Source organism: Aeromonas sp. R2-3 (assembly GCF_040908375.1).
Classification (GTDB): Bacteria; Pseudomonadota; Gammaproteobacteria; order Enterobacterales; family Aeromonadaceae; genus Aeromonas; species Aeromonas veronii.
Genome location: NZ_JBFODP010000032.1, coordinates 687,751 through 711,844, shown reverse-complemented (window position 1 = coordinate 711,844; position 24,094 = coordinate 687,751). Strand labels below are relative to the sequence as shown.

Here is a 24,094-nt window from a genome sequence, read left to right as displayed (position 1 = left end):
GACGTGCAGGCACAGTTTGTATCAGCCTTCGGGGCGGATGGGAAAGGCAGTATCGGCTACAGCCTGGCGCTGACCGGCAGCGACGTGGTGAGTGGTCTGTATGCGGTTAACCCGCTGGCCGCCAACGGCCAGGGCGCGGCTATCGTGCTCAATCAGGCGGGTAACGTTATCACCGGCAGCGCCGGTGGGGTGGACTACTTCACCCTGACCATTGACCCGACCACCGGGGAAGTGACCCTGGAACTGTTGGACAACGTCTGGCATGGCGACACTACCAGTGCGGATGACAGCGTGGCACTGAGCGTGGGTCAGGGCGTGCTGACATTGGTGCAGACTGTGACCGACGCCGATGGCGATCGGGCCAGCGCGTCTGTGGACCTGGGCGCCACCGGTGTGTTTCGCTTCGAGGATGATGGCCCTAAAGCAAGCGATGTTCAGGCTGCCTTGGTACTTGACGATGAAGGCCTTGTTGGCGGGATCAATGGCGGTTCTGGTGATGTTGCAGGGGCCAATACCAGCGTCACGTGCAATCTGGCTTATCAGGCCGGGGCTGATGGCCTCAAATCGCTTGAACTCTCCGGGCCTACTGCGTTGGGAAGTGAAAGTGTGACCTCAACGTGGGATGCCCAAAGTGGAACCTTGTCTATCAGTTCCACTCGCGGTCTCTTGATGACGGTCACCATTACTGACCCGAGCACTGGTGCCTACTCGGTGAAACTTCTGCAGCCCTTGATGCACACCGGGGTTGATACCGAAGATAATCTCACCCTCAATGTGGGCTACAAGGTGACAGATGGTGACGGGGATAGTGCCAGTGGCGTACTTGCAGTCACAATTAACGATGATACGCCGACAATCCAGGTGGGTGAGCTGTCCCTGACTTCTTCAGTCACTTTCCTGGGTAGCAACGCCGGTTATTCAAATAGCTATGGCTATTACATCAAAGGTGATGATGGCACCCCGTTGTCCGGCAAAGTCATCTGGGCAAATGTTCACAGTCAGAGTGTGGGAAGCCAGACAGATATCAGTTCGTTGGATCCTGCTCATACCGGATTCTTTGTTATCCCCAATGGCGGTGCCAATCCCGGTCTTGGCGATGGTGCCGCCGTCACATTCCAGTTTATTAATGGCAAGTGGCAGGCATTCGTTGGCAGCACTGCGTTGAGTGGGGCCGATGGCGCCAACATCGTGTTCAGCGATGCGAGCCTCAACCCTGGCGGTTCACATTTGCAGGATACTGGTAGCGCAGGCAACCAAAATTGGGAGGATATGACCCTCAACTCGGATTATGACTACAACGATGTCAGTACCACTGTGACTTGGGGCGGTGCTGTGCAGTTGCAGGTCGATGAGTCCAACCTCAATCATGATGCAACAGCTGACTTTAGTGGTGTGTTCAACGTACAGCCGGGGGCAGATGGTCTGGGATCCAAGAGCTACAGCTTGAGCATACAAAATGTAAATTCAGGCTTGATTGATACAACAACAGGTGAACAGATCAGACTAGTTATGAATGGCTCAACGATTGAAGGGCGTACTATAACCACCGGTCAGTTGGTGTTTAACCTTAGCGTTGACGGCAGCGGTAAAGTAACTCTTGATCAATTACGAGCTATTGAACATCCGACTTCTGATCCCGATGAAGTCAAATTCCTCGGCTCTGGCCATATAAGTTTGACACTGACCGTTACCGATAAGGATGGTGACCACACTAGCGGTCGACTAGATATCGGTAAAGTTATCAGCTTCAAAGACGATGGCCCGAGTATCAGCGCCAACGCAGTAGTGCAACTGGACGATGATGCCCTGGCGGGCGGCATAACTGGCGGCTCGGGCGACGACCCGAACGCGGTCAACGTCAGCGGAATTCTGGGCCACAGCTTCGGTGCCGACGGCGCTGGCAGCATCCAGTGGCTGACCAGTGGCGCACCGGGTGGTTACACCTATGAAGCGGGGTTTGGTGGTTCACTGCTGGTCAAACAGGCTGGCGTGACCGTGCTGACGGTGACGCTGAACAGTGCCACGGGTGCCTACAGCGTGACGCAGAATGCGCCGATCAAGCATGCCGACGGCAATGACGAGAATAACGCCACCTTCACGCTGAGCTACCGTGTTACCGATGCCGACAAAGACAGCGTGGATGGCAGCCTGACCATCAACGTCGACGACGACACCCCGACGGTCAGCGCTAACGCAGCAGTGCAACTGGACGATGATGCCCTGGCGGGCGGCATAGCTGGCGGCACGGGCGACGACCCGAACGCGGTCAATGTCAGCGGAACCCTGGGCCACAGCTTCGGTGCCGACGGAGCTGGCAGCATCCAGTGGCTGACCAGTGGTGCACCGGGTGGTTACACCTATGAAGCGGGCTCTGGTGGTTCACTGCTGGTCAAACAGGCTGGCGTGACCGTGCTGACGGTGACGCTGAACAGCGCCACGGGTGCCTACAGCGTGACGCAGAATGCGCCGATCAAGCATGCCGACGGCAATGACGAGAATAACGCCACCTTCACGCTGAGCTACCGTGTTACCGATGCCGACAAAGACAGCGTGGATGGCAGCCTGACCATCAACGTCGACGACGACACCCCGACGGTCAGCGCTAACGCAGCAGTGCAGCTGGACGATGATGCCCTGGCGGGCGGCATAGCTGGCGGCACGGGCGACGACCCGAACGCGGTCAACGTCAGCGGAATTCTGGGCCACAGCTTCGGTGCTGACGGCGCAGGCAGTGTGCAATGGCTGACTACGGGGGCGCCGGCTGGATTTACTTATGAAACGAATCCCGCAGGCGTTCTGTTGGTCAAACAGGGGGCGACCACAGTGCTGACAGTAACCCTGAACTCGGCTACTGGGGCGTATAGCGTGACGCAGAATTCGCCTATTCAACATGCGAATGCTGATCAGGAGAACAACCAGGCGTTTACCCTGAACTATAAAGTGAACGATGGCGATGGCGATACCGCGACCGGCACGTTGGCTATCAATGTCGATGACGATACGCCGGTGGCGAAGAACGACACGGCTATCGTTGCCGAGTCCAGCGGCAAGGACTTCAACGTCGCGTTCGTGCTGGATTCCAGCGGCAGTATCAACGGTACCGAGTTCGCCACCATGATGGCGGCTGTGCGGGCGGCAGGCCAGGCGCTGTTCAACGGCACCGACGGTACCGTGCAGATCACTATCGTGGCGTTTTCCACCGGGGCTACTTCTTACACTGCGATCAGTTCGCTGGCGGCCTTCGAGTCGCTGATTGACAGTATCCTGGCCAACCGTCCCTTCAACGGCAATACCAACTTCACGGCGGCAGTTGAGCAAACCATGGATGTCTACAACCCGATACCGGGTTGGAGCAACCAGGTATTCTTCATCAGCGACGGCAATCCGAATGTCGATACCGGTGTCAACAACTCGCTGGAAAGTGGCACGGCGACGGATTGGAACAACTTCATCGACAGTAACGGCATCAACGTCACCACCATTGGGGTGGGTGGCGGCATCAACGGGCCGCGGCTGCAGGATGTCGACCTGGATGGCAGCGGCTCGCCGATTCTGGTGACCGACTTCGATGATCTGATCGACGCGCTGCTCACTCAGATATCGGGCAACACGGTCAGCGGCAACGTCCTGCTCGGCAACAACAATGTCGTGGGTGGCGGTGACGACGATGCCTTTGGCGCCGATGGCGCCGGTCGGGTGCTGTCGATCGAGATCGATGGGGTTACCTACACCTGGAACGGCGTGGGCACCATTGCGGTGAGTACGGGCGGTAGCATCGCCGGTAGCCAGTTGAGCAACATCGTCACCGATCTGGGCGGCAAACTGAGCTTCAACTTTACCAATGGCACCTGGAGCTACGTTGCGCCGCAGAGCGTTGCGTCGGATACCAGCGAGAGCTTCGACTACGTGATCATCGACAAGGACGGCGACCCGTCGCAGGCCACGCTGACGGTCAATATCGAGGATGCTGCACCGGTGATCGGTAGGGTGGACGAGGACGAACTGCCCGGTGGTATTACCGATAACGATCTGCAGACCACGGTTGCCACCGGCAGCCTGACCGAGCTGCTGATCGGCAACGGTCCTGCCACCTTCAGCCTGCAGAGTTCGCCGGCGTTCTTGCCGACCCTGACCTCTGATGGTGTGGCTGTCACCTACAACGTCGTCGGTAATACCCTGACGGCGATGGCGGGCGCGGCCACTATCTTCACCCTGGTGGTGCAGGCCAATGGCGCTTACACCTTCACGCTCAGCGGTCCGCTGGATCACCCGCTGGCCAACGGCAACGACAACGAAATCCTCACGCTGAACCTGACCGAGGCAGTCAAGGCCACCAACGGCGGAAATCCGGTGCCGCTGGCCGGTGATCTGCTGATCCAGGTCGAGGACGACGTGCCGGCGATCCTGGCAACCTCGAACCTGGTGTACTCCAACAGTGGCAACCCGGGCGGAGCTACCGGCGTGTTCGACTACAGCACCGGTGCCGATACTCGTGGCAGTGGTCCCTTCAGTGCGGCGGACTCGGACTTCAAGTCCATCATGCTGACGGGCAATGTCGGTGGCACGGCGATCAGCGCGCAATCGGTGACCTGGGTGTCGGAGAGCGCTACCACCGCGACCTTCGATATCGAGTTCGACTACGCGCCGAACCCGGCCAACCCCGGCGTCAAGGAAGAGGCTACCGGTACCCTGACCTTCGACAAGGTGAACGGCACCTACACGGTGACGCTGGACGGGCCGATCGAGGGCTTCCAGGTGCTGAAAACCAGCGCTTCGCTGGGTATCACGGGCTATGTGCCGGGTGGAAGCTCGGTGGATACCACCAATCCGGAGGTGGCGGTTTCTCAGCTGGCCACTGACTTCTTCGTGCAGTTCAGGAGCTACGCCGAGACCGGTGGTGGCACCGGTAGCAACAATCTGCAGACGGGAGGCACGAACACCAACGTCTTCGTCAATGGTGAGACCTTCACCCAGACGAGTTCCTACGTCTCTCTGTCCAACAGCGAGAACGGGGTGGCGGGCGACACCATTGGCAAGGGCGAAGTGCTGGACCTGAACTTCTATACCTCCAACCCCACCGGCAACCTGGGGCTGACCCCGACCGGCCGTGCTGATGGCGTCTACCTGAAGTTCGATGGCATCAACAATGAGGATTTGGTTATCGTGCTGAAGCTGGTCGGTGCCGGAGGTGTTACGACCACTAGGGCGCTGGTGGTCAGCAACAGCGACATCTACCGCAATTTCAGCGGTGCAACGGCGCTGGCTGCCCTGGCCGTCTATGGCATCACCCTGGACAACAACGATGGTGCGATCGTCATCGAGAGCAATGACTACAACGCCGCCGGTGAGAGCTGGCAGATCTACGGGGCGCAGATCCTGACGTCGGTCGAAGACATCACCACCAGCGTCGCGCTCAACTATGACCGCGACTTCAATGATGGTTTCGATGGTCTCACCAGCTTTGCCAACCAAAGCGACAACGATGTGGTCAAGGTCTCCGATATCGGCTTTATCAAGACCCAGACCACCACCGTGGATGCGGACCTCGACTTCCAGGTGGTAGTGCAGGATGCCGACAACGATGCCACTTCGAGCGTGAATCTGCATGTCACCATCGAAGCTGGCAATGTGTTCACCGGCACAGCTATGGCTGACATCATACATGGCAGTGCCGATAACGATACACTCAAGGGGTTGGGCGGAGATGATCAGCTTATCGGTGGATTAGGTAATGACATCCTGATCGGTGGATTAGGCTCGGATACTCTTGTTGGTGGCTCTGGCAGCGATACCTTCAAGTGGGGGGCGGGTGATATCGGTGGTGTGGATGTCATCAAAGACTTCACCACCGGCACTGGCGGAGATGTACTGGATATAAGCGAGCTGCTCACTGGCGAACATGCCAACTCTGGTTCGCTTGATGCGTACCTCAATTTCAGTAGTGATGGGCCAGGCACAAACAAATCAACATTGACGATTGATTTGGATGGTACGAATGGAGGAACCACCCACGTCATAAAATTTGACAGTATTGACTTGACGACCCTGGGTAACAGTGACTTGCAGATTATTCAGAAGTTGCTGGATGACGGTAACTTGAAGGTTGATCCGTAACCTTGTCTCGGGGCCGGGCTTGCCTGGCCCCTGTTTTTTCCTCAAGGGGATGGATAAGATAGCGGCAGTAGAGGAGAGGGGTAATCATGCAGTCATTCAACTGGGTCGACATTGATGGCATCCGTTATAGCTGGGATGGGCAGGGGAACATTACCTGCGCAGGCCAGTTTGGCTATCAGGCCTCGATCGCGGGGGATCGGCTGGATGGGATGGAGATTGAGAATGAGGCCGGTGATGTAGCGGGCTCGCTCTATGTTGACTTCGCTACGGCCTCTATCACTTATGTGCCGGTCATGGATACCGAGTCTGCCCATAACATGATTTTGGTTGGCCATCATCAGGGGCAGCAGGAGTATCCGCTGGCCAGTTTTCACTCTCCGTTGTTGCAAGATTTGCTAGGACCATCTGATACCATCCCTTGGTCTGCGATGGAGGAGGATAGTGGTGGCACCAATATCGGACAGGCGGTGCAAGGACACGTTCTGTCGTGGGACTCGTTCCATTTCGATGATGAGGTGCTGGTCTGTGGCGCGGCTCCTGCGCTGGATATGGCAAACCAGAGCCAGGAGCCCGGCAGCATGGTCACCATTAGTCTCGATCTGACCAATCAGATACTGGATCAGCTCCCCCCCTTGCACGATATATGAATCCCGTAGCTGCACGGGCATAATGGCCTCAATCTTTCCGATTGAGGTTTTTTTCTATGTGGCGTCCCCTTCTTACTCTTTCCGCTCTGGTTGTCAGTGCTCCGCTGCTGGCGATTGAAGTGCCGCAAGCGCCCCATCTGGTGGTGAGCGGTTATGCCGAGCAGAAGACCGAACCCGATATGCTCACCCTCAATGTGGCGGTGAGTGCACTGGATAAGCAGGGCCTCAAGGCCAAGCAGCAGGTCGATACCAAGGTCGCAGCCTTTTTCAGCCAACTGGAAGGGTTGGGGATCAAGCGCAGCGATGTTGAGGCTGGCAACCTGATGGTCTCTCCGGAATATCAGTATGGCGAGAACAAGAAGCCGGTATTGTTGGGATACCGTGCTCAGCGACAATTGGCGGTGAAGCTCTATCAGCTCGACAAGTTGAGCCCCCTGATGGATACCGCACTCAAAGCCGGGCTGGAGTCCGTATCCCAGATTGAGTACGGGTTGAAATCGCCGCAGGTCATCAAGGAGCAGGCCCGTCTGAATGCCGTTGAGGATGCCAAAACCAAGGCTGAATCTCTGGCCAAGGCGTTCGGGATGAAGCTTGGCAAGATCTACAGTGTGGAGTACCGCAATGCTTCGCCCATTACCGCCTACAGCCGCAACCTGAAGATGGTGCAGGCCATGGCGATGGCTGCACCTGCGGCGGATATGGCGGACAACAGCTATCAACAACAGCAGATCACGGTAAGTGATAATATCGAGGCTGTTTTCTTGCTGGAGTGATACCCGTCGTTGAAGTCCAGTCATGAACAACCCCGCTATTTGCTGCGGGGTTTTTATTGCGCATCGATGCAGATGTAAAAAGCCGACGCTCGTGTTTACTAAATCGAGCATCGGCTTTTTGTTGCGCTGGGTTTATCAGGCGGTCACAGCATCAGCCTGGGTCGCTTCCGGCGCCGGGTTGCGGATGAGGTAATCAAACGCACCCAGTGCGGCGGTGGCGCCAGCACCCATGGAGATGATGATCTGCTTGAACGGTACCGTGGTGGCATCCCCTGCGGCGTAGACGCCGGGCAGGGAGGTCGCCCCTTTGGTATCGATCTCGATCTCGCCAAAGCGGGTCATGGCAATCTCGCTCCCTTTAAGGAACTCGGTGTTCGGTACCAGGCCGATCTGGACGAAGATACCCGCCACCGCCAGGTGCTTGATCTCGCCGGTGGTGCGATCTTCGTAGTCCATACCGACCACCTTGCTGCCATCACCGATCACTTCGGTGGTGCGAGCGCTCATGATGATGTCGATATTGCCCATGGAGCGAGCCTTCTTCTGCAGCACTTCATCGGCTCGCAGGGTATCGGCGAACTCCACCACGGTGACGTGTTCGACGATGCCAGCCAGGTCGATCGCTGCCTCGATGCCGGAGTTACCGCCACCGATCACAGCTACTCGCTTGCCCTTGAAGAAGGGGCCATCGCAGTGCGGGCAGTAGGCCACGCCCTTGGTGCGGTACTCGAGCTCACCCGGCACATTCAGATCACGCCAGCGGGCACCTGTCGCCAGGATCACGGCACGGCTCTTCAAGGTGGCACCGGAGGCGAGATCCACGTTCACATACCCGTCTTTGCTGATGGCGGCGGCGCGCTGCTCGGTGATCACTTCCACGCCGTACTGTTTGACGTGCTGCTCCAGGCTGGCGGCCAGTTTGGAGCCTTCGGTGTAGGGCACGGAGATAAAGTTCTCGATACCGACGGTGTCCATCACCTGACCACCGAAACGCTCGGCAACGATGGCGGTGCGAATGCCTTTACGGGCGGCATAGATGGCCGCTGCGGCGCCAGCCGGGCCACCGCCCACCACCAGTACGTCGTAGGGATCTTTCTCATTCAGCTCGGCAGCCTTGCGCTCGGCGGCGCCGGTGTCGAGTTTGGCAACGATCTCTTCGAGTGAAATACGGCCCTGGCTGAACGGTTGGCCGTTCAGGTAGACATTCGGTACCGCCATGATTTGACGCTCGGCGACCTCGTCCTGGAACAGGGCGCCATCGATCATGGTGTGGGTGATACCGGGGTTCAGGGTCGCCATCAGGTTGAGGGCCTGAACTACGTCCGGGCAGTTGTGGCAGGAGAGGGAGATATAGGTCTCGAAGTGGAACTCACCCTTGAGATTGCGGATCTGCTCCTGCACGGCCGCATCGGCCTTGGAAGGGTGGCCGCCGCTTTGCAGCAGGGCGAGTACCAGAGAAGTAAATTCATGACCCATGGGGATGCCGGCAAAGTGAACGCGCGGGGCTTGGCCCTGCGGCGCGACACTCATGGAAGGCTTGCGAACGGCAGTGCCAGAGGTCTGGGTGATCTTGGGGGACATCTCAGCGATCTCGCTGGCCAGTGCCAGCAGCTCTGCAGATTTGTCGCTGTCGTTGCCGGACACGCTGATCTCGATGGGATTGACGATGTACTGCAGATAGGTGTTCAGCTGTTGTTTGAGGTTGGTATCCAACATCTTCGAATTCCTTCTTGTGATTGCGGGTCGGCGTGAGATGTAAGCCGGAAAGCAGACCGGCGCCTTTGCTTGGGGCCGGAAACAAAACCGGCCCTTATACGGGCCGGTCTTGGAAGCGGGAGGCTTAGATCTTGCCTACCAGGTCCAGGGACGGGGCCAGAGTGGCTTCGCCTTCTTTCCATTTAGCCGGGCACACTTCACCCGGGTGGGAGGCAACGTACTGGGCTGCTTTGACTTTGCGCAGCAGTTCCAGTGCGTCACGGCCGATGCCGCCAGCGTTGATCTCGACGATCTGGATGATGCCCTGCGGGTCAATTACGAAGGTACCGCGGTCAGCCAGACCAGCTTCTTCGATCATCACGCCGAAGTTGCGTGTGATGGTACCAGTCGGGTCACCAATCATCGGGTACTGGATCTTCTGAATGGTGTCAGAAGTGTCGTGCCATGCTTTGTGAGTGAAGTGGGTATCGGTAGAGACAGAGTAGATCTCGACGCCCAGCTTCTGGAATTCAGCGTAGTTGTCAGCCAGGTCGCCCAGCTCGGTCGGGCAAACGAAGGTGAAGTCAGCCGGGTAGAAGAAGACCACGGACCACTTGCCTTTCAGGTCAGCGTCAGACACCTGAACGAATTTGCCATTGTGGTAGGCGGTAGCATTGAACGGCTTGATTTCAGTGTTGATGTAGGTAGACATGTAATTGCTCCTTGGTGATGTACATATGCCGGTCTGGTGTTGAAGAGTCTTGCCAGACGAGGCGCTTAACTTTCGATGGATTCATCATAGGGGCTTCCTCTAATCGATAAAAGCCGCAATTTTGAATCGCTTAAATCTACTTATTAGATAGCTCACTATGGCTGTACCTAACATGAATATCTCTGACCTACTGAGATAACTCCTTGTCGTGGTTCAATGTCTGTGCGCTACATCGCCTTTTCAAGGCATAAGAAGGGGTGTGCAGAGCCACGATGACGCGATGAGATAAACGGTGGTGCAAACAGGTGGCGAGGAGGTTGAGGCCGTTGGTCGCAGCGATGGGGATGTGCTGGCAAGGGGAGGCCGAAAGGCGCAGATAAAAAAAATCCCGGCGCTATCGCAACGACAGGGCCGGGTCATCAAACAAGGAATGGCTATATAAACAAATGCTTTACAGCAAAGACTAACTACGGGGTGTGCAAACTTGCAGACATATGAGAGGAAGATAATGGGTGCACAATCCCTCGTCTCCCCCTCGGCAACTATTGCATGAGAGGGATGATAGTGTGACGTAGATCACAAGGCAAGCATTTGGTGTAATTTTTCAATCAAAATGAAAGTGTTTCATCATTTCAGCTTATTTTGACGGCTGAAAACGCTTTTATTGTAATTTTATTACAGCTAGATCTATCAAAAGTCGATAGGTGGTTCCTGCTCTTCCATCAATTCCAGCAGGTTGATGGCCACTGCAATAAAGTCCGACTCGGTGACAATGCCGATCAGCTTGCGTCCTTTGAGTACCGGCAGGCAGCCATATCTGTGCCGCTGTAGGTAAAGTGCCGCCTCCTTGATGCCGGCGTGAGGATCTACGCTCGCCACTTGCCGTGTCATGATCTCGTCGAGTTGCACGCTGTCGGTAAATTCGGCTTCCCGCTCCGGGCTGATGAGCAGCAGCTTGGATTCCCGGGTGGCCAGGATATCGGTGAGGGTTACCAACCCCAGCAGGTGATGCTGCTCATCGACGATGGGAATGTGGCGGATCCGCTCCTGCTGCATCAGGTCCATCGCCTGTTTGACACTGTTTGACGGACCCAGAGTGAAGGGGTGTTCGGTCATGATTTCGGATAGGGTCATCATGGTGGGCCTCCTTGTGTATCTGCTTTCACCCTAGCCCAGCCCCAACTGGCAAAACATGATCAGGGTCAATACAGAACATTAAAGAATCATTAACCGGATGTGTGTCTCAATATTGCTCGCTACCCCTTGTCTCTCTTGGGTTTTTGGTCTTTTGGGTTGCCTTGGAAGATGGGGATAACTAGACTAGCCGCCGATTCCCCCCGAGGTGAAAGATGCAAGTATCCGATTTTCATTTTGATCTGCCAGACGAGCTGATTGCCCGCTATCCGATGGCAGAGCGTACCGCCAGCCGCCTGTTGCAGCTCGATGGTCAGACTGGCGCACTGCGCCACGGTCAATTTGTGGATGTGCTGGATCAGCTCAATCCGGGTGACCTGCTGGTATTCAATAACACCCGTGTCATTCCGGCGCGCATGTTTGGCCAGAAGGCCAGCGGCGGCAAGCTGGAGGTACTGGTCGAGCGCATTCTGGACGAGCACAGCGTGCTGGCCCATGTCCGTGCCTCCAAGGCGCCCAAGCCCGGCACCCGGATGATCATGGATGGTGGTGTTGAAGCCGAGATGCGCGCCCGCCACGACGCCCTGTTCGAGATCCACTTCCTCGACCCGCGTCCGGTGCTGGAGATTTTGGAGGCCATCGGCCACATGCCGCTGCCCCCCTATATCGACCGTCCCGACGAGGATGCCGACAAGGAGCGCTACCAGACCGTTTACAATCAAAAGCCGGGCGCCGTCGCGGCGCCGACCGCCGGTCTGCACTTTGATGAGCCGCTGCTTGAGAAAATTCGGGCCAAAGGGGTTGAAACGGCCTTCGTCACCCTGCATGTAGGGGCGGGGACCTTCCAGCCGGTGCGGGTAGATAAGATTGAAGATCACCATATGCACTCCGAGTATGCGGAAGTGCCGCAAGAGGTGGTAGATGCCATCGCGGCCACCCGTGCCCGTGGTGGCCGGGTGATCGCGGTGGGGACCACGTCGGTCCGTTCGCTGGAGAGCGCGGCCAAGGTCACCCTGGCGCAGGGCAAACCGCTGGCGCCCTTCTTTAGTGACACCGATATCTTCATCTTCCCTGGTTACCAGTTCCAGATTGTCGATGCCATGGTCACCAACTTCCATCTGCCGGAGTCGACCCTGATCATGCTGGTCAGCGCCTTTGCCGGTTATGACAACGTGATGGCGGCCTATCAGGCAGCCGTGGCCGGGCAGTACCGTTTCTTCAGCTACGGGGACGCCATGTTCGTCACCCGTCGCCAGGTTGAAGCATAAGCTTCAGCTTATTTACCGGGCCGTGAGCGGCCCTCCTATTGTCAGACTGTTTATCTGACGCAGCCGAGGTAGCAATGAAATTTGAACTGAAAACCACCGACGGCCGTGCCCGTCGCGGTCAACTGGTCTTCGAACGTGGTGTGGTACAAACGCCGGCCTTTATGCCGGTCGGGACTTACGGCACCGTCAAGGGGATGACCCCGGAAGAAGTGCGTGAAACCGGCGCCGAGATCCTGCTGGGTAACACCTTCCACCTCTGGCTACGTCCGGGTCAGGAAGTGATGCGTGCCCACGGCGATCTGCATGACTTCATGAACTGGCAGGGCCCGATCCTGACCGACTCCGGTGGTTTCCAGGTGTTCAGCCTGGGCCATATTCGCAAGATCACCGAAGCGGGCGTCCACTTCCGTCACCCCATCAATGGCGAGAAGATCTTCCTCGACCCCGAGAAGTCCATGGAGATCCAGTACGATCTGGGCTCCGACATCGTGATGATCTTCGACGAGTGCACTCCGTACCCGGCCACTTATGAAGAAGCGCGCAAGTCCATGGAGATGTCCCTGCGCTGGGGCAAGCGCTCCCGCGACAAGTTTGATGCGCTGGGCAACAAGAACGCCCTGTTCGGCATCATCCAGGGCTCGGTCTACGAAGATCTGCGTGATGTCTCCCTCAAGGGGCTGCTGGAGATCGGTTTCGACGGTTATGCGGTCGGCGGTCTGGCGGTGGGTGAACCCAAAGAGGACATGCACCGCATCCTCGAGCACGTCTGCCCGAAAATTCCGGCTGACAAGCCGCGCTACCTGATGGGTGTCGGCAAGCCGGAAGATCTGGTGGAAGGGGTGCGCCGTGGTATCGACATGTTCGACTGCGTCATGCCGACTCGCAACGCCCGCAACGGCCACCTGTTCACCACCGATGGCGTAGTGAAGATCCGCAATGCCCAGCACCGCAACGACACCAGCACCCTGGATGCCGAATGCGATTGCTACACCTGCAAGAACTACAGCCGCAGCTACCTGCACCATCTGGACAAGTGCAACGAGATCCTCGGTGCCCGTCTGAATACGATTCATAACCTGCGTTACTACCAGCGTGTGATGCAGGGTTTGCGGGACGCGATCGAGCAGGGTAAATTAGACGACTTTGTAACAGAGTTTTACCGTCGGCAAGGGAAGCCTGTGCCTCCGTTAGCTGAAAATGACGTTAAATAACAACAACATATAATTTTGTTTTTTTAAATCTACATCAATAAGAGGTTGTTAAATGAGCATTATCTCCAAGGCGTATGCAGAAGGCGCAGCACCGGGTGCACAGGGTGGTGGTATGGAAATGATCATCATGCTGGCCCTATTCGGCCTGATCTTCTACTTCATGATCTATCGTCCCCAGGCCAAACGTGCCAAGGATCACCGCAATCTGATGAGCTCCTTGTCCAAGGGTGATGAAGTGCTCACTTCCGGTGGCCTGGTTGGCAAAATTGCCAAAGTGGCTGCAGACAGCGATTACCTGGTGATCGCCCTGAACGACCAGACTCAAGTCACCATCAAAAAGGACTTCGTCTCTGCCGTTCTGCCCAAGGGTTCTATCCAGTCCCTTTAATCTCCCAAGGAGCACAGCGTGTTGAATCGCTATCCGCTGTGGAAATACCTGATGGTGATCCTGGTGATCGCCATCGGTTTTCTATATGCAGCCCCCAATCTTTACGGCGAAGATCCGGCTTTGCAGGTTTCTGCCAGCCGTGGTGCCGAAGTCAAGCTAGATACTCTTGATCTGGTGAAAGAGACCCTTGAAGCGGCCAAGATCCCGGTCAAACATGCTGCATTCGAGCACGGTTTTATCCTGATCCGTTTCAAGAACACCGAAGACCAGCTGAAGGCGCGCGATATCGTTGCCAACAAGCTGGGCGACAACTTCATTACCGCACTCAACCTGGCACCTTCCACTCCCGCCTGGCTCGAAGCCATCGGTGCGGCGCCTCTGAAGCTGGGTCTTGATCTGCGCGGTGGTGTGCACTTCCTGATGGAAGTGGACATGGCCGAAGCACTGACCAAGCAGCAAGAGCAGATGGTGCAGGATTTCCGCTCCGAGCTGCGCACCCAGAAGATCCGTTACTCCGGCGTGCGCCGGGTCGGTGATCAGGTGCAGGTGATCTTCCGTGACGAAGCCGATCAGGAACGCGCCGTTTCTCATCTGCGTCGTCAGAACCCTGATTTGACCTTCACTACCGAGCAGAAAGGGGATGAGTTCATCCTGCTGGCTGGTCTGAGCGAAGCCAAGATCAAGGAAGTGAAGAAGTACGCCCTCGAGCAGAACATCACCATCATCCGTAACCGGGTCAACGAACTGGGTGTGGCCGAGCCGCTGGTACAACAGCAAGGCGCCGAGCGCATTGTCGTTGAACTGCCCGGTATTCAGGATACCGCCCGCGCCAAGGAGATCCTGGGTGCAACCGCGACCCTGGAATTCCACATGGTCGATGAGACTGCCGACATCCAGGCTGCGGCCGACGGCCGTGTCCCGCCCAGCTCCAAGGTCTACAACGATCGCAATGGTCGTCCCGTGGTGCTGCAAAAGCGGGTGATCCTGACCGGTGACCACATCGTGGGTGCCCAGTCCGGTTTCGACGAGTACAGCCGTCCCCAGGTCAACATCAAGCTGGATGGCCAGGGTGGCAACAAGATGGCCAACTTTACCAAGGATAACGTCGGTAAAGGGATGGCGACCGTCTTCATCGAGTACAAGCCGGTCGGTCAACCGGGTCCGGATGGCAAGCGCAAGTTCCGCAAGCAGGAGGAGGTGATCAACGTCGCCACCATCCAGTCGCGTCTTGGCAGCCAGTTCCGTATCACAGGTATCGACAACGCCAACGAAGCCCACAACCTGGCGCTGCTGCTGCGTGCCGGTGCCCTGATCGCCCCGATCCAGATCGTGGAAGAGCGCACCATTGGTCCGAGCCTGGGTCAACAGAACATCGACAGCGGTATGGAAGCCATCGGCTGGGCAATGCTGGTGATCGTGCTGTTCATGGGGATCTACTACCGCGCGTTCGGCTGGGTTGCCAACCTGGCGCTCTGTATGAACCTGGTGTTGATTGTCGGCATCATGTCGATGATCCCGGGGGCCACCATGACATTGCCGGGGATCGCCGGTATCGTCCTGACGCTGGGTATGGCGGTGGATGCCAACGTGCTGATCTACGAGCGTATTCGTGAAGAGATCCGCAACGGTCGCGGTGTTCAGCAAGCCATCCATCTGGGCTTTGATCGAGCATTCTCCACCATCGCCGACTCCAACGTGACCTCGCTGATCACCTGTGTGATCCTGTTCGGTATCGGCACCGGCGCCATCAAGGGCTTTGCCCTGACGCTGGGCATTGGTCTGACCGCCTCCATGTTTACTGCCATCACAGTTTCCCGTGCCATTATCAACCTGGCTTGGGGTGGACGGCGTATCGACAAGCTGCCCATCTGAGGATAGAGAGATGTTTCAGATTCTACATTTTGAAAAACCGATCCCGTTTATGCGCTATGCCAAGCCGGGTGTGGTTTTCTCTTCCGTGCTGATGGTGGTAGCCCTGTTCTTCCTGTTTGATCGGGGCCTGAACTGGGGTCTGGACTTTACCGGTGGTACCACTATCGAGGTGGGGTTCCAGCAGTCGGTGAGCCTGGACAAGATCCACGACGCTCTGGAAGAGCAGAAGATTGAAGGGGCAACCCTGCAACACTTTGGCTCCAGCCGTGATGTGCTGTTCCGCCTGACCCCGAAAGAGGGGGTCAAGGTAGAACAACAGGGTAACGAAGTGCTGGCGGCGGCCAAGCAGCTCGACGAGGGCGCAGTGCTCAAACGCGTCGAGTTCGTCGGCCCTTCCGTGGGTGATGAACTGGCGACAGACGGTGCGCTGGCGATGCTGGCCTCTATCCTCTGTATCCTGGCCTACGTGGCAGTGCGTTTCGAATGGCGTCTGGCGCTGGGGGGCATTCTCTCCCTGGTGCACGACGTGGTGATCACGCTAGGTGTCTTTGCCTACTTCCAGTACGAGTTCGACCTGACAGTACTGGCGGCGCTAATGACCCTGGTGGGTTACTCCCTTAACGATACTATCGTGGTGTTCGACCGCTTGCGGGAGAACTTCCGCAAGGTGCGTAAAGGGGATACCGAGTACATTCTGGATCTCTCCATGACCGAGACCCTGAGTCGTACCATCATCACCTCCGGCCTTACCTTTATCGTGGTGCTGGCGCTGCTGCTCAAGGGCGGTGCGCTGATCCACGGTTTTGCCGTGGCCATGGTGATCGGTGTGGCGTTCGGTACCTACTCCTCCATCTATGTGGCGAGTGCGTTTGCCATGTTCCTCGGCGTCAAGCGCGAGCACATGCTGCCCACCCAGGTAGAGAAAGAGGGTGCGGACCAACAGGAAATCCTGCCGTAACAGTGAAGAGCGCCTCATGGCGCTCTTTTCTTATCTCTGCGTGTCGTTTGCTGACGCACATGATTTAAACAACAGGAGTTTGTCATGCATCACAATCCCCGTTTTTTGGCGCTGGTTGACGGGATCCGCTCCCGCATCACCGAAACCGATGTTCACCAGATCAAGCGCTGGCAGGACGAAGGGCGCACGTTTCACCTGATTGACGTGCGGGAAGAGAGCGAGTGGGCCAGGGGCCATCTGCCCGGTGCCCGATATCTGGGTCGTGGCGTGATTGAGCGGGATATCGAGACCCAGTTCCCGGATCTCGAGACCGAGCTCTACCTCTATTGTGGTGGTGGTTTTCGCTCAATTCTGGCGGCGGACAACCTGCAACAGATGGGTTATCGCAAGGTGATCAGCGTCGACGGCGGCTTTCGCGGTTGGTGCGATGCCGGATACCCTGTCGAATCCTGATTTATTTGAGGTAGAGGGGCACAGCTACATGACAAAGCGGCAGTTGACCTTTACCATATGCGGGGTCAAGCGTAAGCGTCGGAGTGTTCATTGAACGTCAGGAAAGGGATTGGATACCTCCTCGGTATCCTGTTGTTGCTTCCCATGTGGGGTTGCAGCAGTAGCAGTCAGGTTAACACCCCCAAGGTTCCCAAGCCGCAGCCTGCTTCACTGGTGTTGGCGACCCCCCTGCAGGTCTCCTACCAGAGTGAGCTGGCGCTCGCCCGACTCGGGCAGATGCTCAGTGAAATGGAACTGACCACCGAGCAACGGGCAGAGTTGTTCTATGAGCGTGCCGTGGTGTTTGATCGGGTTGGTCTGCGTTCCCTCGCGCGGCTCGATTTCAACCGTGCCCTGCGGGAGAAACCGGATTTCGCCGAGGCCTACAACTTCATCGGCGTCTATCTGGTACAGCAGCAGAATTACGACGAAGCCTATGATGCGTTCGATTCCGCCCTCGAACTGGCGCCGGACTATGACTATGCCTATCTCAACCGTGGCATCGCCCTCTATTACGGTAACCGTCCCGAGCTGGCCGCGGCCGATATGAAGCGTTTCTACGAGGCGCAGCCGGAAGACCCCTATCGGGTGATCTGGCTCTATCTGGCTGAGCAGAAACTCGACCCGTCGGCCGCCATGAGCCGGATGCGCGAGCGTCTCAACAAGTACGATGACGACGCCTGGAACTGGGATCTGGTTCGCCTCTATACCGGCGAGATCAACGCTTCCCAGCTGATGGGCAACGTGGTGAAAGGGGTGAAGGATAACCGGGAGCTTGCCGAGCGCCTGTGTGAAACCTACTTCTATCTGGGCAAGTTCGAGCTGGGCAAAGGCAACCGCAAGGAGGCCATCAGCTACTTCAAGCTGGCCTTATCCAACAACGTCTACGACTTTATCGAGCACCGCTATGCGCTGCTGGAACTGGAGTTGATGGCGCGCAAACCCTTGCCGCCAGGTGCCCAGAGCGCTCGTAACAAGGGTGATCAGCCCTCCTGAACCACTGCCAGATAGTGGTAAAAAAGGCCTCGCGATGAGGCCTTTTTGTTGGGCGTATGGCGGGTTTACTCCATCAGGCTCATGCCGGGGATCTGGCGCCAGTAGCCGTTGCAATCGCGATCCTGCTGCAGAACGAGGGGCTGATTGCCCTGCCGGTTGGCTTTGAAGCGGGCCACCATCTCCAGCGTCTCTATCCCTTGCGGCGAAAGCCTGACCACATCTACCAGACCTTCCATACCAGCCAGCTCGTTACCCAGGTTATAGCAGTAACCGGACTGGGTCTGGATCCCGTTGAGATTAAACACCCGCTGCCCCTCGCGGCTGTTGGCCAGTCGTCCGGTGGGGTAGTTGATGCAAGCGAGCTCGCAGTTGTCCTTGGGCTTGTCGAGGGATCGGGCGGTAAAGCAGCGCGCCGAGTAGGCGAGCGGCAGATGGCCGTAGGCAAACACCTCCACCTCAAATTGGTCGCGCAGGGGGCCCAGATCCTGATTGAGCTGGATCAGCCAGTCACGGGAGAGCTCCACCGGCATGACCCAGCGTTTCATCCCCTGTTTGAGCAGCATGCGCAGCACATCGGCGTTATAGGCGTTGATGGCGGGACCACAGACGAAGGGGATCCCTGCCTCCCAGGCGAGTTGCACCGTACCGAGATCGTTGGCTTCGACCATTAGATCGCCATTGTCGACCAGCCGCTTCACCTCCTTGAGCTCGGAAGGGGCGGAGATAAGGGCGAGGGTCGAGAGCACCACCTGCTTGCCGGAGCTGGCCACCTGACGGGCCAGCGCAATCCAGTCATCGACTTTGAGTTCGCGCCGCTTGCTGCAGACGGTCTCCCCCAGATAGATGATGTCGGCCTGACTGTCGGCAGCGGCATGGTAAAAGGCTTCGGTATCGGCTTTGGGCCAGTAGAAGAGCAGAGGCCCGAGAGAAAATTGCATAGGTGGACTCCTTATTGCCACTGACGATGGTAGGCGCCGAGGGTAGTCTGGCTACCTTCGGAGACGCGGGCTAGCTGGGCATCCCACTCAGCTTTAACCTGATAGGCCTCGGGATTGGCCTGATAGGCATCGATGGCTGCACGCCAGACCCGGGTCACTTGCTCCACATAAGCGGGGCTGCGCTGGCGCCCTTCAATCTTGACCGACTGGATCCCAGTCTTGAACAGCTCGGGCAGGAGACCCAGGGTATTGAGACTGGTGGGCTCTTCCAGCGCGTGGTAGGTCTGCCCATCCACGTCGAAACGCCCCTTGCACAGGGTTGGGTAACCGGCATTTTCGCCCGGGCCATAGCGGTCGATCAGCACCTCGTTGAGCCGCGACTCGAGACCATTCGGGGTCTCTTCCCAACGGACGAACTTGGCCGGTGAGCAGGCGCCGACGGTGTTGGGACTCTCGCCAGTCATGTAGGAGGAGAGATAGCAGCGCCCCTCGGCCATGATGCAGAGGCTGCCAAAAGCGAATACCTCAAGGCCAACATCGGTCTCGCGGGCCAGCTGCTTGACCTGATGCATGGAGAGCACCCGGGGCAGCACCACCCGTGTGACATTGAATTGCTGCTGATAGAAGCGAATGGCGGCGGCATTGGTGGCGCTGGCCTGCACCGAGACATGGAGTTCCATCTCGGGGTAGTGGCGGCTGGCATATTCCAGCACGGCGAGATCGGCGATGATTAACGCATCGGCGCCGAGAGCCACCCCGCGATCAACCGCCTGTTTCCATCGAGTATCGGCCCCGGGATGGGCAAAGGTATTGATGGCAATATGCAGCTTGCGACCATGTTGATGCACATAATCTACCGCCTTCTCCAGTTTGCTGTCGGTAAAGTTGAGACCGGCAAAGTGGCGTGCATTGGTGTCATCCTTGAAACCGATATAAACGGCATCGGCCCCGTTATCCACGGCGGTTTTCAGTGCCGGCAAACTGCCTGCCGGACAGAGTAATTCCATTGGTACGCTCCGAGAGTGCATATGAAGGGCAAACGAGCCCTGATTGTATGCAGCCATGCACTCCCGCTTTTTGACCTGAGGCAGCTTTGTGTGGCTTTACCCTTCTTGAGGTAACCCTGCACAAGTTTGATTTCCAACAGGATCTTGCCACTCTCCCTGTGTTTGAATGCGCAAAAAAGGGAGTCTATCGTGTTTCAACAACTGCAACGCCGCCTGGTCGAACAGGCTCCGCGCTTCTTGCGCCATCCCCTCAAGCTGGTTCCCTTCAATCTGCAAAAGCAGCTGATGGAGAGTTTGCTGGCCCGGGTATTCAAAGAGGCTATCGAAGATGGCGATTTCGAGTTTCTGGCAGACAAGTGGCTGAAAGTCGAAGTCTCTGATCTGGAGCTGTGCTGGTTTATCAGTGAGCAGAATGGCCAGCTGGTGGTAGCTCGCGAGTGTGACAAGGCCGATGTCTGCTTCAGCGGTACCGCCAACGACCTGATCCTGATTGCTGGTCGCAAAGAGGATCCGGATTCGCTCTTTTTCCAGCGCAAACTGAAGATAGAAGGGGATACCGAACTGGGCCTTGAGGTGAAAAACCTGATGGACAGTCTGGATCTCGATGGCTTGCCAAGCCTGATGAAGTATCCCCTGATGGATCTGGCGACGTTTATCGAACGCGCCCGCACCGCGTCAGCGCAGGCTCCGGTGCAGACGGCGCCGGGCGGGATCCCGTCTTAAGTGGACAATCACCCCATGGGCATGGCGACGATAATGGTGCCGTGCCCAGAGGCAACGACAGGCCCACAGACAGGGCACCAAGGCGATGAGTGCCGCAGGGGCGGGCAGCTGTGACATGGCCAGCCCCGCAGCCAGCCAGATAAAGGGTTGCGCTTCATACAGCCACTCCGGCTGTAGCCAGCGTTTGCTCGGAAAGATAATCAGATCGGTACGTCGGTAGCTGGAGCGCATCATCCAGGTCACCGCACCGGCGATAAACAGCAAGGCGCCAGCAAACCAGAGCAGTGGCTGTTCACTCAACGTAATAATGGCAATGGCTGTCAGCAGGTAGAGGCTGGGCAATCTCTCATAGATAAAGGGAGGAAGCATGGCGTGGTGTCTCCTGTGCCGTTTATCGGATATCCATCAAGTTTAGCCCCCCCCTCTCACTTCCCTCATGCTGGTTTGTTATACAAACGGGTAGTTTTGTTCTGAAATGGCTCGGCTTTTACGGTGCCAACATCGTGTTCTCTTATGTTACAATTGCGCGCCATTTTTGACTGAAGAATGACTGGGCATGTTGGATCAGATTCGTATCGTTTTGGTAAACACCTCTCATACCGGCAACATGGGGTCTGCGGCACGTGCCATGAAGACCATGGGTTTGACCCAGCTGGTATTGGTTGATCCGCAAGCCTTGCCGGATGACAATGCCTTCGCCTTGGCGGCTGGTGCCAGCGATGTGCTTGCCAATGCCCGTATCGTCCCGACACTGGACGACGCGATCGCAGATTGTGGTCTGGTGATTGGCACCAGCGCCCGCTCGCGAACCCTGAGCTGGCCCATGCTCGATCCCCGTGAAGCTGGCGAAAAGTCGGTGGTTGAGGGGATGCAGCACCCGGTCGCGCTGGTATTTGGCCGTGAACGCACCGGTCTCACCAACGACGAATTGCAAAAGTGCCACTACCACGTGGCCATTCCGGCCAATCCTGATTACAGCTCTCTCAATCTGGCCATGGCGGTGCAGACCCTCTGTTACGAAGTGCGGATGCGCTGGCTGCAGGGGCAGGCCGCCGAGCCTGAAGACGAGATGACCTATCCGAGTGCCGCCCAGCTGGAAGGGTTTTATCAGCACCTGGAACAAACCCTGATGAAGACCGGTTTTATTGCCGATGACCATCCGGGTCATGTGATGAGCAAGCTGCGTCGCCTGTTTAATCGGGCTCGGCCGGAAGCGGCGGAGCTCAACATTCTGCGCGGTATTCTGACCTCGGTGCAGAAAGCGCGCGTACCGGATTAATCCGACTGATTTACTCAACCATATACTTGACTGATTTGGTCGGGTATGTGACCATGTGCCCCATTAAATTGCTTCGCAAGACGGTAAGGCACATGAGACTGACTTCAAAAGGACGTTACGCTGTAACCGCCATGCTCGACGTGGCGCTGCATGCAGAGCAGGGGCCCGTCCCCCTTGCCGATATTTCCGAGCGCCAGGGCATCTCGTTGTCCTATCTCGAGCAGCTCTTTGCCCGCCTGCGCAAACATGGTCTGGTGAGCAGCGTGCGTGGCCCGGGCGGTGGTTATCGCCTCGGTTTGGCCCCAGGCGAGATTTCGGTTGGTCAGGTGATCACCGCGGTCGATGAGTCGGTCGATGCCACCAAGTGCCTCGGCAAGGGCGGCTGCCACGGTGGTACCCAGTGCCTGACGCACTCCCTGTGGCGCGATCTGAGTGAGCGGATCTCCAGCTTCCTCGGGGATATCACCCTGGCCGAGCTGGTACGCCAGGCCGATGTGCGCCGCATTGCCGGCAAGCAAGATGAACAAATGAAGACCGTGTTGTCCCTGGTTGATCGGGCAGAACACGGCGATGTGAGCTTGAAAGTCCAACTATAAACGTGCTTTCCACAGCGGGACTCTGTATGACCCGGACTGTGACGGAGAAAAACATGAAACTGCCTATTTACCTTGATTATTCGGCAACCTGTCCGGTGGACCCGCGTGTCGCAGAAAAAATGATGCAGTGTCTCACCATGGATGGCCTGTTCGGCAATCCGGCTTCCCGTTCTCACCGCTTTGGCTGGCAAGCCGAAGAGGCGGTGGATCTGGCCCGTAATCAAGTGGCAGATCTGATCGGTGCCGATCCCCGCGAGATCGTCTTCACTTCCGGTGCGACCGAATCCAATAACCTGGCCATCAAGGGTGTTGCCCACTTCTATGCCAGCAAGGGCAAGCACATCATCACCTCCAAGACCGAACACAAGGCGGTGCTCGATACCTGTCGCCAGCTGGAGCGTGAAGGGTTCGAGGTGACCTATCTTGAGCCGATGCCAAACGGCCTGTTCACTATCGAGATGATCGAGAATGCCATGCGTGATGACACCATCCTGGTCAGCATCATGCATGTGAACAACGAAATCGGCGTGGTTCAGAACATTGCCGCCATCGGCGAGTTGTGCCGTTCCCGCAAGATCCTGCTGCACGTGGATGCCGTTCAGAGTGTGGGCAAGATCCCGGTAGATGTGGAAGCACTGAAAGTGGACCTGCTCTCCGTCTCAGCGCACAAGGTGTATGGTCCGAAAGGGATCGGTGCACTGTTTGTTCGCCGCAAACCCCGCGTTCGTCTGGAAGCCCAGATGCACGGTGGCGGCCACGAGCGCGGCATGCGTTCCGGTACTCTGCCGACCCACCAGATCGTCGGGATGGGCGAAGCTTTCCGCATCGCCAAAGAAGAGATGGTGAGTGAAGGCGAGCGTATCTTGGCTATGCGCCAGCGTCTGTGGAATGGCATCAAGGATATTGAAGCCGTCTACATCAATGGCGATCTGGATCAGCGTGTTCCGGGCAACCTCAACGTCAGCTTTGCCTATGTGGAAGGGGAATCCCTCATCATGGCGCTGAAAGATTTGGCGGTCTCTTCCGGTTCGGCCTGTACCTCCGCCAGCCTGGAACCTTCCTATGTGCTGCGCGCACTGGGTCTGAACGACGAGCTGGCACACAGCTCCATCCGTTTCAGCATGGGTCGCTTCACCACCGAGGAAGAGATTGACTACGCGGTCAAGCTTATTCGTGACTCCATCGGTCGTCTGCGCGAGATGTCCCCCCTGTGGGAGATGTACAAAGACGGCGTCGATCTGAACACGGTCGAATGGGCTCATCACTGATCCACCGGGTCAGTGAGCAACAG

General features: G+C 57.3%; 20 protein-coding genes. 14 read left to right on the top strand and 6 right to left on the bottom strand.

Features of this window, described 5'->3' with window-relative positions; genetic code table 11:
• Nucleotides 1–3 precede the first annotated feature (3 nt).
• The 3 genes from AB5Z02_RS20790 to AB5Z02_RS20780 all read left to right on the top strand — a co-directional run bounded on the left by AB5Z02_RS20790 (nucleotide 4) and on the right by AB5Z02_RS20780 (nucleotide 7,534).
• The gene (locus AB5Z02_RS20790) at nucleotides 4–6,114 is read left to right on the top strand and encodes a DUF5801 repeats-in-toxin domain-containing protein (RefSeq protein WP_368216909.1); all 6,111 of its coding nucleotides are present in this window, start codon (nucleotides 4–6) and stop codon (nucleotides 6,112–6,114) included.
• 86 nt (nucleotides 6,115–6,200) lie between these two features.
• On the top strand, nucleotides 6,201–6,761 hold the full coding sequence (locus tag AB5Z02_RS20785; RefSeq protein ID WP_128815554.1) for a hypothetical protein: 561 nt from the start codon (nucleotides 6,201–6,203) through the stop codon (nucleotides 6,759–6,761).
• A gap of 56 nt (nucleotides 6,762–6,817) precedes the next feature.
• Entirely contained in the window at nucleotides 6,818–7,534 is a 717-nt protein-coding gene (locus AB5Z02_RS20780) for an SIMPL domain-containing protein (protein WP_368216891.1), read from the top strand.
• Between the two features lie 135 nt (nucleotides 7,535–7,669).
• Here AB5Z02_RS20780 and ahpF read toward each other — a convergent pair whose 3' ends face one another.
• From ahpF to AB5Z02_RS20765, 3 genes are all read right to left on the bottom strand, one after another.
• A complete protein-coding gene (ahpF, locus tag AB5Z02_RS20775; protein ID WP_368216889.1) occupies nucleotides 7,670–9,250 on the bottom strand; it encodes an alkyl hydroperoxide reductase subunit F in 1,581 nt (526 codons plus the stop codon).
• Between the two features lie 124 nt (nucleotides 9,251–9,374).
• Nucleotides 9,375–9,941, bottom strand: coding sequence for an alkyl hydroperoxide reductase subunit C (gene ahpC, locus AB5Z02_RS20770; RefSeq protein WP_005337335.1), 567 nt, complete (start codon nucleotides 9,939–9,941; stop codon nucleotides 9,375–9,377).
• Between the two features lie 690 nt (nucleotides 9,942–10,631).
• Nucleotides 10,632–11,078: a CBS domain-containing protein gene (locus AB5Z02_RS20765; RefSeq protein WP_041235032.1), complete on the bottom strand. Its 447-nt coding sequence runs from the start codon at nucleotides 11,076–11,078 to the stop codon at nucleotides 10,632–10,634.
• Between the two features lie 212 nt (nucleotides 11,079–11,290).
• Here AB5Z02_RS20765 and queA point away from each other — a divergent pair, with 212 nt between their 5' ends.
• The 7 genes from queA (at nucleotide 11,291) to nlpI (ending at nucleotide 18,260) form a co-directional block, all read left to right on the top strand.
• Entirely contained in the window at nucleotides 11,291–12,343 is a 1,053-nt protein-coding gene (queA, locus tag AB5Z02_RS20760; RefSeq protein WP_040066529.1) for a tRNA preQ1(34) S-adenosylmethionine ribosyltransferase-isomerase QueA, read from the top strand.
• A gap of 74 nt (nucleotides 12,344–12,417) precedes the next feature.
• Entirely contained in the window at nucleotides 12,418–13,554 is a 1,137-nt protein-coding gene (gene tgt / locus AB5Z02_RS20755) for a tRNA guanosine(34) transglycosylase Tgt (RefSeq protein WP_106843941.1), read from the top strand.
• A gap of 52 nt (nucleotides 13,555–13,606) precedes the next feature.
• On the top strand, nucleotides 13,607–13,942 hold the full coding sequence (gene yajC / locus AB5Z02_RS20750; protein WP_368216887.1) for a preprotein translocase subunit YajC: 336 nt from the start codon (nucleotides 13,607–13,609) through the stop codon (nucleotides 13,940–13,942).
• 18 nt (nucleotides 13,943–13,960) lie between these two features.
• The gene (secD, locus tag AB5Z02_RS20745; RefSeq protein WP_005337324.1) at nucleotides 13,961–15,814 is read left to right on the top strand and encodes a protein translocase subunit SecD; all 1,854 of its coding nucleotides are present in this window, start codon (nucleotides 13,961–13,963) and stop codon (nucleotides 15,812–15,814) included.
• Between the two features lie 10 nt (nucleotides 15,815–15,824).
• Nucleotides 15,825–16,772, top strand: a complete 948-nt coding sequence (gene secF, locus AB5Z02_RS20740; RefSeq protein WP_005337322.1) for a protein translocase subunit SecF — start codon at nucleotides 15,825–15,827, stop codon at nucleotides 16,770–16,772.
• Nucleotides 16,773–16,856: 84 nt separating this feature from the next.
• On the top strand, nucleotides 16,857–17,225 hold the full coding sequence (locus tag AB5Z02_RS20735; RefSeq protein ID WP_005351016.1) for a rhodanese-like domain-containing protein: 369 nt from the start codon (nucleotides 16,857–16,859) through the stop codon (nucleotides 17,223–17,225).
• Between the two features lie 90 nt (nucleotides 17,226–17,315).
• Nucleotides 17,316–18,260 (top strand): lipoprotein NlpI, encoded by a 945-nt coding sequence (nlpI, locus tag AB5Z02_RS20730; protein ID WP_005351017.1) that lies wholly within the window; start codon nucleotides 17,316–17,318, stop codon nucleotides 18,258–18,260.
• 65 nt (nucleotides 18,261–18,325) lie between these two features.
• On the opposite strand, the gene AB5Z02_RS20725 is transcribed toward nlpI, so the two are convergent.
• Nucleotides 18,326–19,198: a U32 family peptidase gene (locus AB5Z02_RS20725; RefSeq protein ID WP_201957539.1), complete on the bottom strand. Its 873-nt coding sequence runs from the start codon at nucleotides 19,196–19,198 to the stop codon at nucleotides 18,326–18,328.
• A gap of 11 nt (nucleotides 19,199–19,209) precedes the next feature.
• Nucleotides 19,210–20,205: a peptidase U32 family protein gene (locus tag AB5Z02_RS20720; RefSeq protein WP_042080116.1), complete on the bottom strand. Its 996-nt coding sequence runs from the start codon at nucleotides 20,203–20,205 to the stop codon at nucleotides 19,210–19,212.
• Nucleotides 20,206–20,394: 189 nt separating this feature from the next.
• On the opposite strand from AB5Z02_RS20720, the gene AB5Z02_RS20715 reads away from it, so the two are divergent.
• Entirely contained in the window at nucleotides 20,395–20,928 is a 534-nt protein-coding gene (locus AB5Z02_RS20715) for an SCP2 domain-containing protein (RefSeq protein WP_101530750.1), read from the top strand.
• On the opposite strand, the gene AB5Z02_RS20710 is transcribed toward AB5Z02_RS20715, so the two are convergent.
• Nucleotides 20,881–21,297: a hypothetical protein gene (locus tag AB5Z02_RS20710; protein ID WP_201957536.1), complete on the bottom strand. Its 417-nt coding sequence runs from the start codon at nucleotides 21,295–21,297 to the stop codon at nucleotides 20,881–20,883. The two genes, AB5Z02_RS20715 and AB5Z02_RS20710, sit on opposite strands and share 48 nt — an antisense overlap.
• A gap of 187 nt (nucleotides 21,298–21,484) precedes the next feature.
• On the opposite strand from AB5Z02_RS20710, the gene trmJ reads away from it, so the two are divergent.
• The 3 genes from trmJ (at nucleotide 21,485) to AB5Z02_RS20695 (ending at nucleotide 24,071) form a co-directional block, all read left to right on the top strand.
• The gene (gene trmJ, locus AB5Z02_RS20705) at nucleotides 21,485–22,207 is read left to right on the top strand and encodes a tRNA (cytosine(32)/uridine(32)-2'-O)-methyltransferase TrmJ (RefSeq protein WP_159143910.1); all 723 of its coding nucleotides are present in this window, start codon (nucleotides 21,485–21,487) and stop codon (nucleotides 22,205–22,207) included.
• Nucleotides 22,208–22,299: 92 nt separating this feature from the next.
• Nucleotides 22,300–22,803, top strand: coding sequence for a Fe-S cluster assembly transcriptional regulator IscR (iscR, locus tag AB5Z02_RS20700; RefSeq protein WP_026035025.1), 504 nt, complete (start codon nucleotides 22,300–22,302; stop codon nucleotides 22,801–22,803).
• A 53-nt stretch (nucleotides 22,804–22,856) separates the two neighbouring features.
• A complete protein-coding gene (locus AB5Z02_RS20695; RefSeq protein ID WP_368216884.1) occupies nucleotides 22,857–24,071 on the top strand; it encodes an IscS subfamily cysteine desulfurase in 1,215 nt (404 codons plus the stop codon).
• Nucleotides 24,072–24,094: the final 23 nt, after the last annotated feature.

What these genes read in the sequence shown, in the direction of transcription:
- AB5Z02_RS20695 (WP_368216884.1), top strand. Translation starts at nt 22,857, where the DNA reads ATGAAACTGCCTATTTACCTTGATTATTCGGCAACCTGTCCGGTGGAC.
- ahpC (WP_005337335.1), bottom strand. Translation starts at nt 9,941, where the DNA reads ATGTCTACCTACATCAACACTGAAATCAAGCCGTTCAATGCTACCGCC.
- ahpF (WP_368216889.1), bottom strand. Translation starts at nt 9,250, where the DNA reads ATGTTGGATACCAACCTCAAACAACAGCTGAACACCTATCTGCAGTAC.
- AB5Z02_RS20765 (WP_041235032.1), bottom strand. Translation starts at nt 11,078, where the DNA reads ATGATGACCCTATCCGAAATCATGACCGAACACCCCTTCACTCTGGGT.
- AB5Z02_RS20725 (WP_201957539.1), bottom strand. Translation starts at nt 19,198, where the DNA reads ATGCAATTTTCTCTCGGGCCTCTGCTCTTCTACTGGCCCAAAGCCGAT.
- AB5Z02_RS20710 (WP_201957536.1), bottom strand. Translation starts at nt 21,297, where the DNA reads ATGCTTCCTCCCTTTATCTATGAGAGATTGCCCAGCCTCTACCTGCTG.
- yajC (WP_368216887.1), top strand. Translation starts at nt 13,607, where the DNA reads ATGAGCATTATCTCCAAGGCGTATGCAGAAGGCGCAGCACCGGGTGCA.
- AB5Z02_RS20785 (WP_128815554.1), top strand. Translation starts at nt 6,201, where the DNA reads ATGCAGTCATTCAACTGGGTCGACATTGATGGCATCCGTTATAGCTGG.
- AB5Z02_RS20720 (WP_042080116.1), bottom strand. Translation starts at nt 20,205, where the DNA reads ATGGAATTACTCTGTCCGGCAGGCAGTTTGCCGGCACTGAAAACCGCC.
- queA (WP_040066529.1), top strand. Translation starts at nt 11,291, where the DNA reads ATGCAAGTATCCGATTTTCATTTTGATCTGCCAGACGAGCTGATTGCC.
- AB5Z02_RS20780 (WP_368216891.1), top strand. Translation starts at nt 6,818, where the DNA reads ATGTGGCGTCCCCTTCTTACTCTTTCCGCTCTGGTTGTCAGTGCTCCG.
- iscR (WP_026035025.1), top strand. Translation starts at nt 22,300, where the DNA reads ATGAGACTGACTTCAAAAGGACGTTACGCTGTAACCGCCATGCTCGAC.
- secF (WP_005337322.1), top strand. Translation starts at nt 15,825, where the DNA reads ATGTTTCAGATTCTACATTTTGAAAAACCGATCCCGTTTATGCGCTAT.
- AB5Z02_RS20735 (WP_005351016.1), top strand. Translation starts at nt 16,857, where the DNA reads ATGCATCACAATCCCCGTTTTTTGGCGCTGGTTGACGGGATCCGCTCC.
- tgt (WP_106843941.1), top strand. Translation starts at nt 12,418, where the DNA reads ATGAAATTTGAACTGAAAACCACCGACGGCCGTGCCCGTCGCGGTCAA.
- trmJ (WP_159143910.1), top strand. Translation starts at nt 21,485, where the DNA reads ATGTTGGATCAGATTCGTATCGTTTTGGTAAACACCTCTCATACCGGC.